This is a genomic window from Enterobacter sp. CCUG 70166 (assembly GCF_020224095.1).
Taxonomy (GTDB): domain Bacteria; phylum Pseudomonadota; class Gammaproteobacteria; order Enterobacterales; family Enterobacteriaceae; genus Enterobacter; species Enterobacter intestinihominis.
Genome location: NZ_NRIQ01000026.1, coordinates 17,541 through 30,409 on the forward strand (window position 1 = coordinate 17,541; position 12,869 = coordinate 30,409).

A 12,869-nucleotide genomic window follows, 5' to 3' on the forward strand; every position below is an offset into this window, starting at 1 on the left:
GACGAGGTTGTAGTGTAGAATGCTGCGTTTTCGCACTGAAAAACGTCAGGCTAAGAACAGCGGCCTCCAGGAATTCGTAAGGCATAATTATTTAACTATATGAAGAACATACGTAACTTTTCGATCATTGCTCACATTGACCACGGTAAGTCGACGCTGTCTGACCGTATTATCCAGATTTGCGGTGGCCTGTCTGATCGTGAAATGGCAGCCCAGGTTCTGGACTCCATGGACCTGGAACGCGAACGCGGTATTACCATTAAAGCCCAGAGCGTGACGCTCGACTATAAGGCTTCCGATGGTGAAACCTACCAGCTGAACTTTATCGACACCCCAGGGCACGTTGACTTCTCTTATGAAGTGTCACGCTCGCTGGCGGCCTGCGAAGGGGCGCTGCTGGTGGTGGATGCCGGGCAGGGCGTAGAGGCCCAGACGCTGGCAAACTGCTATACCGCCATGGAAATGGATCTCGAAGTGGTGCCGGTTCTGAATAAAATCGACCTGCCAGCCGCCGATCCTGAGCGCGTAGCGGAAGAAATTGAAGACATCGTCGGTATCGATGCGACCGATGCAGTGCGCTGCTCGGCAAAAACCGGCGTAGGTGTTCCGGATGTACTGGAACGTCTGGTGCGTGACATTCCGCCGCCGGAAGGTGACCCGGATGCGCCGCTCCAGGCGCTGATCATCGACTCCTGGTTTGATAACTACCTGGGCGTTGTCTCGCTGGTGCGTATTAAAAACGGCACCATGCGTAAAGGCGACAAAATCAAGGTCATGAGCACCGGGCAGGTCTACAACGCTGACCGCCTCGGCATCTTCACGCCAAAACAGGTTGACCGTACCGAACTGAAATGCGGCGAAGTGGGTTGGCTGGTCTGTGCAATTAAAGACATCCTCGGCGCGCCAGTGGGCGATACCCTGACCGGCGCACGTAACCCGGCAGATAAAGCGCTGCCAGGCTTCAAAAAGGTGAAACCGCAGGTTTATGCGGGTCTGTTCCCGGTCAGCTCTGACGATTACGAAAACTTCCGCGATGCGCTCGGAAAGCTGAGCCTCAATGATGCTTCCCTGTTCTATGAGCCAGAAAGCTCAACGGCGCTGGGCTTCGGCTTCCGCTGTGGCTTCCTCGGTCTGCTGCACATGGAGATCATTCAGGAACGTCTGGAGCGTGAATACGATCTGGATCTGATCACCACCGCCCCGACGGTTGTCTACGAAGTAGAAACCACGTCGAAAGAGGTCATCTACGTCGACAGCCCTTCCAAGCTCCCGCCGCTGAATAATATTCAGGAACTGCGCGAGCCTATCGCAGAGTGTCACATGCTGCTGCCGCAGGAGTTCCTCGGCAACGTGATCACCCTGTGTATTGAGAAGCGTGGTGTGCAGACCAACATGGTGTACCACGGTAACCAGGTGGCGCTGACCTATGAAATTCCGATGGCGGAAGTGGTGCTCGACTTCTTCGACCGTCTGAAGTCTACCTCCCGTGGCTATGCGTCACTGGACTACAACTTCAAACGCTTCCAGGCCTCGAACATGGTTCGCGTAGACGTGCTGATCAACGGCGAGCGTGTTGATGCCCTGGCGCTGATCACCCACAACGATAACGCACCGTACCGTGGTCGTGAGCTGGTTGAGAAGATGAAAGAGCTGATCCCGCGTCAGCAGTTTGACATTGCGATTCAGGCGGCCATTGGTAACCACATCATTGCCCGTTCAACCGTGAAGCAGCTGCGTAAAAACGTTCTGGCTAAGTGCTACGGCGGCGACGTCAGCCGTAAGAAAAAGCTGTTGCAGAAGCAGAAAGAAGGTAAGAAGCGTATGAAGCAGGTCGGTAACGTTGAGCTGCCGCAGGAAGCATTCCTTGCCATCCTTCATGTTGGTAAAGACGGAAACGGTAAATAACCTTAAGGAGTTGGCATGGCGAACATGTTTGCCCTGATCCTGGTCATCGCTACCCTGGTAACAGGTCTGTTATGGTGCCTGGATAAGTTTATCTTCGCCCCAAAACGCCGTGAACGTCAGGCTGCCGCGCAGGCAGCCACGGGCGATACGCTGGACGCGAAAACCCTGAAAAAAGTCGGCCCAAAACCGGGCTGGCTGGAAACAGGGGCATCGGTCTTCCCGGTGCTGGCGATTGTGCTGGTGGTGCGTTCATTTATCTATGAACCGTTCCAGATCCCGTCAGGATCGATGATGCCAACGCTGCTGATCGGTGATTTCATTCTGGTTGAGAAGTTTGCCTATGGCATCAAAGATCCGATCTACCAGAAAACGCTGATCGAAACGGGTCATCCGAAACGTGGCGATATCGTGGTGTTTAAATATCCGGAAGATCCACGGCTGGATTATATTAAACGCGCGGTAGGTCTGCCGGGCGATAAAGTAACCTACGATCCGATAGCGAAGGAAGTGAGGATTCAGCCAGGCTGTAGCTCTGGAACTGCATGTGAAAATGCGCTGCCAGTCACTTACTCCAACGTTGAGCCAGGTGATTTTGTGCAGACCTTCGCCCGCCGTAATGGCGGTGAAGCGACCAGCGGATTCTTCCAGGTGCCAAAAGGTGAAACCAAAGAGAACGGTATTCGTCTGGTTGAACGCAAAGAGACGCTGGGCGATGTCACTCACCGCATTCTGACCGTGCCAATCGCACAGGACCAGCTAGCAATGTACTACCAGCAGCCAGGCCAGCAGCTGGCGACCTGGATTGTGCCGCCGGGACACTACTTCATGATGGGTGACAACCGCGATAACTCTGCGGACAGCCGTTACTGGGGCTTTGTGCCGGAAGCGAATCTGGTCGGTAAAGCAACCGCTATCTGGATGAGTTTCGAGAAGCAGGAAGGCGAGTGGCCGACCGGCGTTCGCCTGAATCGTATTGGTGGAATTCATTAATTTTCGTCAAAAATAACACGTAGCGGCTTTTATTCGCCGCTACGTGAATTATTTCAGCGATAAATCTCTTTGAACTAACGACATCCCCTGTCGTTGCGTATAGAATATTCCCCCGAAGTTTAAGGTTGGCCCTGCAAGGGTGCCACGGCACACGAAACCGCGTTGGTTTTCTCAGGTCGGTTTCGTGTGCTGCATTTTTGACGCATTCATTTATTGGTATCGCATGAACCCCATCGTAATTAATCGGCTTCAACGGAAGCTGGGCTACACTTTTCATCATCAGGAGTTGTTGCAACAGGCATTAACCCATCGCAGTGCCAGCAGCAAACATAATGAGCGTCTCGAGTTTTTAGGCGACTCTATTTTAAGTTTCGTGATTGCAAATGCGCTTTATCATCGTTTTCCGCGTGTGGACGAAGGTGATATGAGCCGCATGCGCGCCACGCTGGTGCGCGGCAATACCCTCGCTGAAATCGCACGCGAGTTTGAGCTGGGTGAATGTCTGCGTCTGGGGCCAGGTGAGCTGAAAAGTGGTGGTTTCCGTCGTGAATCCATCCTTGCCGATACGGTCGAGGCATTGATCGGTGGCGTGTTCCTGGACAGCGATATCCAGACCGTAGAAAAGCTGATCCTGAACTGGTATCAGACCCGCCTGGACGAAATCAGCCCGGGCGATAAACAAAAAGATCCTAAAACGCGTCTGCAAGAATATTTGCAGGGTCGTCATCTGCCGCTGCCATCCTATCTGGTGGTGCAGGTACGTGGCGAAGCGCACGATCAGGAATTTACCATCCATTGCCAGGTCAGTGGCCTGAGTGAACCGGTGGTCGGCACGGGTTCAAGCCGTCGTAAGGCTGAACAGGCTGCCGCCGAACAGGCGTTAAAAATGCTGGAGCTGGAATGAGCATCGACAAAACCTATTGCGGATTTATTGCCATCGTCGGACGTCCGAACGTTGGCAAATCCACCCTGCTGAATAATCTGCTTGGGCAGAAGATTTCTATCACCTCGCGTAAGGCGCAGACCACGCGTCACCGCATCGTCGGTATCCATACTGAAGGCGCGTATCAGGCGATTTACGTCGATACCCCGGGCCTGCACATGGAAGAGAAGCGCGCCATCAACCGTCTGATGAACAAGGCGGCGAGCAGCTCCATTGGCGACGTAGAGCTGGTGATTTTCGTTGTGGAAGGCACCCGCTGGACGCCGGACGACGAAATGGTCCTGAACAAGCTGCGCGACGGCAAAACGCCGGTGATCCTCGCGGTCAATAAAGTGGACAATGTGCAGGAAAAAGCCGATCTGCTGCCGCACCTGCAATGGCTGGGCAGCCAGATGAACTTCCTCGACATCGTTCCGCTGTCTGCGGAGACGGGTCTGAACGTTGATACCATCGCGGGCATCGTGCGCAAGCATCTGCCGGAAGCGACTCATCACTTCCCTGAAGACTACATCACCGATCGCTCTCAGCGTTTTATGGCGTCTGAAATCATCCGTGAGAAGCTGATGCGTTTCCTGGGCGCTGAACTGCCGTACTCTGTGACGGTGGAGATCGAGCGTTTCCAGAGCAACGAGCGCGGCGGTTACGATATTAACGGTCTGATCCTCGTTGAGCGTGAAGGGCAGAAGAAGATGGTGATCGGTAATAAAGGCGCCAAGATCAAAACTATCGGAATCGAAGCCCGTAAAGACATGCAGGACATGTTTGAAGCACCGGTTCACCTGGAACTGTGGGTGAAAGTTAAATCTGGCTGGGCCGATGATGAGCGTGCGCTGCGCAGCCTCGGTTACGGCGAAGATCAGTAACCTAAGACGACGAGTATATGGATGGATGGCAGCGCGCCTTTGTCCTGCATAGTCGTCCCTGGAGCGAAACCAGCCTGATGCTGGACGTCTTCACGGAAGAGTCCGGTCGCGTGCGCCTTGTTGCCAAAGGCGCACGTTCCAGACGTTCTAATCTCAAAGGTGCCTTGCAGCCTTTCACCCCACTGCTGGTCCGCTTTGGCGGGCGAGGGGAAGTCAAAACCCTGCGCAGTGCTGAAGCGGTTTCCCTCGCGCTTCCTCTTTCTGGTATCACGCTCTACAGCGGTTTGTATGTCAACGAACTCATTTCACGGGTTCTTGAACATGAGACCCGCTTCTCTGAACTTTTCTTTGATTACCTGCACTGTATTCAGGCACTTGCTGGCGCAACCGGCACCCCTGAGCCTGTGCTGCGTCGTTTCGAACTGGCGCTGCTCGGGCACCTTGGTTACGGCGTTGATTTTCTGCACTGTGCGGGAAGCGGAGACGAGGTAGAAGACACCATGACCTATCGCTATCGTGAGGAAAAGGGCTTTATTGCCAGTGTCGTCGTCGATAACAGCACTTTTACCGGGCGCCAGCTCAGAGCACTGTATGAACGCGAGTTCCCGGACGCCGACACCCTGCGTGCGGCAAAACGCTTTACCCGAATCGCGCTCAAGCCGTATCTTGGGGGCAAACCTTTAAAGAGCCGCGAATTATTCAGGCAGTTTATGCCGAAACGCTAATGTTTTACCCCTCACCCCAGCCCTCTCCCGGAGGGAGAGGGAGAAGGTAAATGACCAAAAATACCGAGGATTGTCATGGCTGAATTACTGTTAGGCGTCAATATCGATCACATCGCCACGTTACGTAATGCACGCGGTACCGCGTATCCCGATCCGGTTCAGGCGGCATTTATCGCTGAGCAGGCTGGCGCCGACGGCATTACCGTCCACCTGCGTGAAGATCGTCGCCACATCACTGACCGCGACGTGCGCATCCTGCGTCAGACGCTGGATACCCGCATGAACCTGGAGATGGCGGTGACAGAAGAGATGCTGGCGATTGCCTGCGAGACTAAACCGCATTTCTGCTGCCTGGTGCCGGAAAAGCGTCAGGAAGTGACCACCGAAGGCGGTCTCGATGTGGCCGGGCAGCTCGACAAAATGCGCGATGCCTGCAAACGCCTGGCGGATGCCGGTATCCTGGTATCTTTATTTATCGACGCCGATTTCACCCAGATTAAAGCCGCTGCCGACGTGGGTGCACCGTATATTGAAATTCACACCGGCTGCTATGCCGATGCCGAAAACGACGCAGCGCAGGCGAAAGAGCTGGAGCGAATCGCCAAAGCGGCAACCTACGCCGCGAGCCTGGGACTGAAGGTGAACGCCGGACACGGCCTGACCTATCACAACGTAAAAGCCATTGCTGCCCTGCCGGAAATGCATGAGCTGAACATTGGCCACGCCATTATTGGTCGTGCGGTGATGAGCGGCCTGAAAGAGGCGGTGTCCGAGATGAAGCGCCTGATGCTGGAAGCGCGTCAGTAATGGCTATTCTGGGCTTAGGCACCGACATCGTCGAAATAGCCCGCATTGAAGCGGTGATCGCCCGCAGCGGCGATCGCCTCGCAAGACGCGTGCTGAGCGATAACGAATGGGCTATCTGGGAGGCGCATCAACAGCCGGTGCGCTTTCTGGCAAAGCGCTTCGCGGTAAAAGAGGCGGCGGCGAAAGCGTTCGGCACGGGCATTCGTAACGGCCTGGCGTTCAACCAGTTTGAAGTGTTTAACGATGAGCTGGGTAAGCCACGTCTGCGTTTATGGGGCGAGGCGCTTAAGCTGGCGGAAAAGCTGGGCGTGGCGCACATGCACGTAACGCTTGCAGATGAACGCCACTATGCCTGTGCGACGGTGATTATTGAGAGTTAAATTTTGTCCGCATGGTGCATCAGGACAAACTTATCCCACAACTGTTCTTCGTTCTCGACGTGTGCCGGATCTTTTAAGATCGTATTGGGAATTGGGCACACCTTCTGGCAGGTCGGCGTTTCATAGTGGCCGATGCATTCGGTGCAGCGGTCGCTGTTAATCTCATAAATGCTGTCGCCCATCGAAATCGCCTGGTTCGGGCATTCGGGTTCGCACATATCGCAGTTGATGCATTTTTTGGTGATTAACAGCGCCATCAGGAAATTCTCAGAAACATCACAAACAGGGCGGGCATTATACGCTCATTCGTTGTTCAAACCAGTTTTTTTACCAGCTCTTCGCTGTGCCGAATACGTTCTGGCGCACGCTCCAGATCCTGCTGAACCAGCGCCATAAACAGCAGGTCCGTCAGCATCATCTGCGCACTCGTCGACGAAATCGCCGCGCTGCGAGTGGCCTGTTCCTCGGCAATGGTATACAGGCAGCGGGTTGCCCGTTGCTGGAGCGCATTCGGGCTAAATCCGGTAATCGCCAGAATTTTTCCCCCTACGCGCAGGGCTTCGTCGGTGGCCATATTAATTTCACGTCGCTCGCCGGAATAGGAGATGGCCAGCAGTAAATCGTCAGGATCCATGGCCTGCACGGTCGCCAGTAGCGCGTGCATATCCTGTTCAACGATGGCGTTATAGCCGATTTTTGTCAGCTTCCAGCCAAAGTTACGCGCAACCAGTCCGGAGGCGCCGATCCCGGTCAATACAATGCGCCGTGCGTCGCGAAGCATGGCTACGCTTTCCAGCAGCTTCTCTTCCGTGTTTACATCCAGCGTGGCATGCATTGCCGCCACGTTCTCCTTGATCAGCTTTTCGCCCACCAGACGCATCGGATCGTCGCCACGGATCTGGTTATGCACCGGCATTGACTGCGGATTCGGGTTGCTCACCAGTGCTTCACTGATCGCCAGCTTTAGCGCCGGAAAACCCTTATAGCCTATTTTCTGGGCGAATTTCACCACGCTCGACTGGCTTACCCCGGCTTCGCCTGCCAGCTGCTGGGAGCTGAGGTGTCGCGCGCGATCGGGCTGAGAAAGTAAAAAATCCGCCAGCTTTTTATCACTCTGGGCAAACCCTGCGTAGCGCTGACGAATACGAATTAAACAGTTCATACGGTCTCCTGGCGAAAATGTGATTACCCGCGCAAATACGAATTTTGCTCGCCTGAATGAATTTTATATTCCATTATAGTGCGTTTATTATGAATTAAAAATTCCAGAGGTAAATAACATGAATCTTGGCTCTCTTGTTTCTGAAACGCGTAACCCGCAAACCATGGATCTTGATGCACTGTCCACGCTGGAGCTGGTAAACCGCTTTAATCAACAGGATACCCTCGTCGCGCTGGCAGTCAAAGAGACATTGCCTGAGGTAGCAAAAGCCGTAGACGCCGCTGCCGACGCTCTCAAAGCAGGAGGACGCATTATTTATATGGGAGCGGGAACCAGCGGGCGCCTCGGTGTGCTGGATGCCTCAGAATGTCCGCCGACTTTTGGCGTTCCGCACGGGCTGGTCGTTGGCCTGATTGCCGGTGGCCCCGGCGCGCTGCTGAAAGCGGTAGAAGGGGCAGAAGACAATAAACAGCTTGGGGAAGATGATCTCAGGGCGCTAAACCTGACCGCGCAGGATCTGGTGGTCGGGCTGGCGGCTTCTGGTCGTACGCCGTACGTCATTGGTGGACTGGAATATGCCAGACAGACCGGGTGCACCACAGTGGCCATCTCCTGTAACCCGGGCTCGCCGATTGCGCAGGTGGCCGCCATTGCCATCTCTCCGGTCGTCGGGCCGGAAGCGCTCACCGGCTCCACACGGCTGAAGTCGGGTACCGCGCAGAAGCTGGTGCTCAATATGATCTCCACCGGCGCGATGGTGAAATTTGGCAAGGTCTACCAAAACCTGATGGTGGATATGCTGGCCACTAACATCAAGCTGGTGGACAGAGCGTGTCGCATGGTGATGGAAGCGACAGGCGCCAGTCGTGAAGAGGCGGAAAAGGTGCTTCAGCAGACCGATCACGATGTAAAACCCGCCATTCTGATGATATTAACCGGGCTGGATGCAGCCGCGGCCAGAGCCAGACTCGAAGCCCATCACGGGTTTTTACGGGCGGCATTAGAACACCAATAAGAGGCGTGTATGGACAAAACAGCAGCGCTCGCCAGCGACATCCTGCTCGGGATCGGTGGGGAAAAAAATATTCAGCGTCTTGAGAACTGTATGACGCGTGTTCGCGTCGAGGTGCATAACGACGAACAGCTTGATTTGACGCGCCTTAAGCAGCTTCCCGGCGTGAGCGGGTACGTTAAGCAGGGGCAACAGCACCAGTTGATTGTCGGTCCGGGCAAAGCGGCGCAGGTGGTAGATGCCATGCGCGCCCTGATGACGGGCGGTGAAACGGCTCCCGCCTTTGACGATGCGGAACGCACCAAAGCGCAGGCGAAAGCCAAATACAAAGCCCCTATGAGCGATGCGCTGCGCCAGCTGGCAAACGTCTTTATTCCGCTGATCCCGGCGTTTATCGCGTCGGGGCTGATCACCGGGATTATCAATATTCTTAAGCGTCCGGATATTGTCGGGGATTTTGCCACGCAGTATCCGAACCTGCTGGGTATTCTGGCGATTTTCGGCAGCGCGGTGTTTGCCATCATGAACATTCTGGTGGGGGTGAACACGGCCAAAGTGTTTGGCGGCTCGCTGGCGATGGGCGGCGTTATGGCGGGTATCCTCTCCAGCCCGCAGCTGGCGCAGATTACGCTGTTTGGCGAGGCGCTTCAGCCTGGCCGCGGCGGGGTGATTGCCGTGCTGCTGGTGGTCATTCTGATGTGCTGGATCGAGAAAAAGCTGCGCGCGGTGCTGCCAGGCTCGATTGAGCTGATCCTCAACCCGCTGCTGACCACATTTATTACCGGGAGCGTGGCGATTGTGGCGCTGCAACCGTTAGGCGGCGCCATCTCTGAAGCCATCGCCCACGGCGCGTCTCTGGCTATCGATCGCGGTGGGTTATTGGTGGGGGCTGTGCTGTCCGGAACCTTCCTGCCGTTAGTGCTGACCGGTCTGCATCAGGGGCTAGTGCCGATTCACGTCGAACTGGTACAGGCGCACGGCTATAACGCCCTGCTGCCGATCCTGTCGATGGCGGGCGTTGGGCAGGTCGGCGCGGCCATCGCGGTGCTGATGAAAACCCGCAACGCGCGTCTGAAAAAGGTTATTAAAGGGGCGTTGCCGGTCGGGTTGCTCGGTATCGGCGAGCCGCTGATTTTCGGCGTTACGCTGCCGCTGGGCAAGCCGTTCCTGGCCGCCTGTCTCGGTGGCGCGGTGGGCGGGGCGTTGATTAGCTACTGGAAAGTGGCGACCGTTATCACCTTCGGGATTTCCGGTTTACCGCTGGCATTAACCATCGTGACCGGAAAAGTGATGCTCTATCTGTTAGGCTATCTGGTAGCGGTGATCGCCGGGTTCCTGTTTACCTGGCTATTAGGATTCAACGACCCAGAGGAGTAAGGTTTGGCAAATCACGAGCGTCGCGTTGTCTTTTTTGATCTGGATGGAACGCTGCATCAGCAGGATATGTTCGGCACCTTTATGCGTTACCTGCTACGGCACCAGCCCCTTAACGCGTTGCTGGTATTACCCCTGTTACCCGTTATTGGCATCGCGCTGCTGGTGAAAGGCCGTGCAGCGCGCTGGCCGATGAGCCTGCTGCTCTGGGGATGCACGTTTGGTCATAGCGAAGCGCGCCTCAAGCAGCTCGAACAGGATTTTGCGCACTGGTTTCGCGGGCACGTCGCCGCGTTTCCCGTGGTACAGGCGCGCCTGACCAGCTACCTCGACGCCAACGATGCCGATATCTGGCTGATTACTGGCTCCCCGCAGACGCTGGTGGAGCAAGTCTATTTTGATACGCCCTGGCTGCCGCGCGTAAATCTTATCGCCACGCAGATCGCGCGCGGCTACGGCGGCTGGGTGCTGACTATGCGCTGCCTCGGACATGAAAAAGTGGTGCAGCTGGAGAAACGCATCGGTACGCCGCTGCGTCTGTACAGCGGCTACAGCGACAGCAAGCAGGACAACCCGCTGCTCTATTTTTGCCAGCACCGCTGGCGCGTCACGCCTCTGGGCGAACTTCAGCAACTCGAATAGTCTTATCTGTACCGGCTGTGTATAATGCCGCCCGCTTTTCGACTGGAGTATCAGCCCTTGTCCAACCCTGAACACAATCATGAATACTGGATGCGCCATGCGCTGGCGCTGGCTCAGCGCGCCTGGGAAGAGGGCGAAGTGCCCGTGGGCGCGGTTCTGGTCCATAACAATCAGGTGATTGGGGAAGGGTGGAACCGTCCGATTGGCCGTCACGATCCTACCGCGCATGCTGAAATTATGGCGCTGCGTCAGGGCGGGCTGGTGCTGCAAAACTATCGTCTGCTTGATACCACCCTGTACGTCACCCTTGAACCGTGCGTGATGTGCTCCGGGGCGATGGTGCATAGCCGAATCGGTACGCTGGTGTTTGGCGCGCGGGATGAAAAAACGGGCGCTGCTGGTTCACTGATGGACGTGCTTGGGCATCCGGGGATGAACCACCAGGTGAAAACTATCGGCGGGGTACTTGCACAAGAATGTTCGGGTCTGTTAAGTGACTTTTTTCGAATGCGTCGGCTGCAGAAAAAGCAACAAAAGGCAGAATTGAAACCGCAGGGTGATTAAGCTCGTCCGGTGCGACCACCGGATAGCTTTCAGCCAGCTGTTGCGCCTCGGCCGCCTCTTTTTCTTTCTCCAGCAGATATCCCACCAGGCTTATCTGATACTTACGAATATTTTCCACGTAGGCATACGCTTCATGCCCGCGCGCATAGCCGTACGTCAGCTTCTGGTACCACTGTTTCTGGCTAAGCAGCGGCAGGCGCTGTTTTACATCTGACCAGCTGTCCGGGTTACCTTTGGTTTTTGCCGTCAGCGTCCGCGCGTCGAGCATATGGGCATAACCCATGTTATAGGCGGCCAGCGCAAACCAGATCCGCTCCCCTTCAGGGACCGTCTCCGGCACTTTCGCCATCATATCCTGTAAATATTGCGCGCCGCCGCTGATGCTCTGTTCCGCATCGGTTCGATCGCTAATGCCGAGGCTCTGCGCGGTATTTTTGGTCAGCATCATCAACCCGCGCACGCCCGTGGGGGAGGTGGCCTGAGCATCCCAGTGCGATTCCTGGTAGGAAATTGCCGCCAGTAACTTCCAGTCAATCTCCTGAGCGTACTTCTCGAACAGCGGTTGCAGGTCCGGCAGCACGCTATCCACCGCGCGCAGGAAGGAGCGGGTGTCAACGTAATCAAAATCGTCACCGTGACCGAGATATTTCTCTTCCAGACGCGCCAGGGTGCCGTCTTCATTGATGGAATTAAAGAAATCGAGCATAGCCGCAGAGACGGTTTGATCGTCGTCTAACTGGGTAAACCAGGTTACCGGCTGTTCATCGGTCACATCCAGCGCCACGGCGATTTCAGGATGAACGCGCTGGAAAAGGCTGATCGCCACCGAATCAGCAATGGTATAGGCCAGCTTTTTATCTTTTACCTGCTCCAGCAATTCGGTAGTGCCGAGTTTAGGATCGACCGTCCAGCTGAGGTTCGGGTATTTTTTCTCTTTCAACGCCCGCAGATCGTCAATCACCACATGGCCCGGCGCAATGGTCAATTGCTGGTCGGTAATGTCGGCCAGTGAGCGCGGGCGCAAGCTACCCACACGATAAACCACCTGCTGCGACACGGAGTAATAGGTCGGGCCCGGCTGATAATTTTTGCTGCGTTCGCTGTTGTACACCAGACCTGCGGCGAGAATATCGGCACGGTCATGGTCTAAATCATCAAACAGCTGGTTGATGTTCTGCCGCACGGTGACTTTAAGCTTCACGCCCAGATAGTCCGCAAACAGCTGTGCCAGTTCATAATCAAGACCAATTGTTTTACCGTTGATATCGTCGTATATAAGCGGAGAGGAGAGGGTACTGACGCGCAACTCCCCCCGCTCCTGAATGGCGGCGATACGGTTTTCGGCTTTGCCGAACCAGGGGATAGACGGCCAGAGGGCCACTGCCAGCAGCAACGTAACAATGCCGATGAGCAGATAATTAATCTTTAATTTTTTCAATTAGTTAATTCTCTGCGACGCCGGTTGCCTCAGTGTGCTGTAGTCATGTTAAGAGTAGAGTTTG

The 12,869-nt window shown here is 55.4% G+C and carries 14 protein-coding genes; 11 read left to right on the forward strand and 3 right to left on the reverse strand.

The genetic code is table 11. The annotated features are described in order from the left end of the window. Positions 1-99 precede the first annotated feature (99 nt). The 7 genes from lepA (at position 100) to acpS (ending at position 6,613) form a co-directional block, all read left to right on the forward strand. Complete coding sequence (gene lepA, locus CKK19_RS10880; protein WP_022649041.1) at positions 100-1,905, forward strand: translation elongation factor 4; 1,806 nt, start codon at positions 100-102, stop codon at positions 1,903-1,905. A gap of 15 nt (positions 1,906-1,920) precedes the next feature. After that, on the forward strand, positions 1,921-2,895 hold the full coding sequence (lepB, locus tag CKK19_RS10885; RefSeq protein ID WP_022649040.1) for a signal peptidase I: 975 nt from the start codon (positions 1,921-1,923) through the stop codon (positions 2,893-2,895). Positions 2,896-3,118: 223 nt separating this feature from the next. Further along, positions 3,119-3,799, forward strand: a complete 681-nt coding sequence (gene rnc / locus CKK19_RS10890; RefSeq protein WP_003860711.1) for a ribonuclease III — start codon at positions 3,119-3,121, stop codon at positions 3,797-3,799. Continuing rightward, a complete protein-coding gene (era, locus tag CKK19_RS10895) occupies positions 3,796-4,701 on the forward strand; it encodes a GTPase Era (RefSeq protein ID WP_003860709.1) in 906 nt (301 codons plus the stop codon). Before rnc ends, era begins: the two co-directional genes overlap by 4 nt. A gap of 17 nt (positions 4,702-4,718) precedes the next feature. Then, a complete protein-coding gene (gene recO / locus CKK19_RS10900; protein ID WP_015572142.1) occupies positions 4,719-5,426 on the forward strand; it encodes a DNA repair protein RecO in 708 nt (235 codons plus the stop codon). A gap of 75 nt (positions 5,427-5,501) precedes the next feature. Next, the gene (gene pdxJ, locus CKK19_RS10905) at positions 5,502-6,233 is read left to right on the forward strand and encodes a pyridoxine 5'-phosphate synthase (protein WP_015572143.1); all 732 of its coding nucleotides are present in this window, start codon (positions 5,502-5,504) and stop codon (positions 6,231-6,233) included. Next, positions 6,233-6,613 carry a holo-ACP synthase gene (gene acpS / locus CKK19_RS10910; RefSeq protein ID WP_015572144.1) on the forward strand — a complete coding sequence of 127 codons (381 nt, stop codon included), beginning with the start codon at positions 6,233-6,235 and terminating at the stop codon, positions 6,611-6,613. Before pdxJ ends, acpS begins: the two co-directional genes overlap by 1 nt. Here the strand turns inward: acpS and CKK19_RS10915 are convergent. Together CKK19_RS10915 and CKK19_RS10920 are read right to left on the reverse strand one after the other, a co-directional pair. Beyond that, positions 6,610-6,870, reverse strand: a complete 261-nt coding sequence (locus tag CKK19_RS10915) for a YfhL family 4Fe-4S dicluster ferredoxin (protein ID WP_023300734.1) — start codon at positions 6,868-6,870, stop codon at positions 6,610-6,612. The two genes, acpS and CKK19_RS10915, sit on opposite strands and share 4 nt — an antisense overlap. A gap of 56 nt (positions 6,871-6,926) precedes the next feature. After that, positions 6,927-7,775 carry a MurR/RpiR family transcriptional regulator gene (locus CKK19_RS10920; protein WP_023300733.1) on the reverse strand — a complete coding sequence of 283 codons (849 nt, stop codon included), beginning with the start codon at positions 7,773-7,775 and terminating at the stop codon, positions 6,927-6,929. 118 nt (positions 7,776-7,893) lie between these two features. Between CKK19_RS10920 and murQ the strand changes: the two genes are divergently transcribed. Genes murQ through tadA form a run of 4 tightly spaced genes read left to right on the forward strand, consistent with a single transcriptional unit; the run spans position 7,894 to position 11,367 of the window. After that, the gene (murQ, locus tag CKK19_RS10925; RefSeq protein ID WP_063853371.1) at positions 7,894-8,790 is read left to right on the forward strand and encodes an N-acetylmuramic acid 6-phosphate etherase; all 897 of its coding nucleotides are present in this window, start codon (positions 7,894-7,896) and stop codon (positions 8,788-8,790) included. 9 nt (positions 8,791-8,799) lie between these two features. Beyond that, positions 8,800-10,164: a PTS transporter subunit EIIC gene (locus tag CKK19_RS10930; protein WP_225455139.1), complete on the forward strand. Its 1,365-nt coding sequence runs from the start codon at positions 8,800-8,802 to the stop codon at positions 10,162-10,164. 3 nt (positions 10,165-10,167) lie between these two features. Continuing rightward, positions 10,168-10,803 carry a phosphatidylglycerophosphatase C gene (gene yfhb / locus CKK19_RS10935; RefSeq protein ID WP_063853373.1) on the forward strand — a complete coding sequence of 212 codons (636 nt, stop codon included), beginning with the start codon at positions 10,168-10,170 and terminating at the stop codon, positions 10,801-10,803. A gap of 24 nt (positions 10,804-10,827) precedes the next feature. Then, on the forward strand, positions 10,828-11,367 hold the full coding sequence (tadA, locus tag CKK19_RS10940) for a tRNA adenosine(34) deaminase TadA (RefSeq protein ID WP_063853374.1): 540 nt from the start codon (positions 10,828-10,830) through the stop codon (positions 11,365-11,367). Here the strand turns inward: tadA and mltF are convergent. Next, on the reverse strand, positions 11,255-12,805 hold the full coding sequence (mltF, locus tag CKK19_RS10945) for a membrane-bound lytic murein transglycosylase MltF (RefSeq protein WP_032623752.1): 1,551 nt from the start codon (positions 12,803-12,805) through the stop codon (positions 11,255-11,257). The genes tadA and mltF overlap by 113 nt on opposite strands. Positions 12,806-12,869 lie beyond the last annotated feature (64 nt).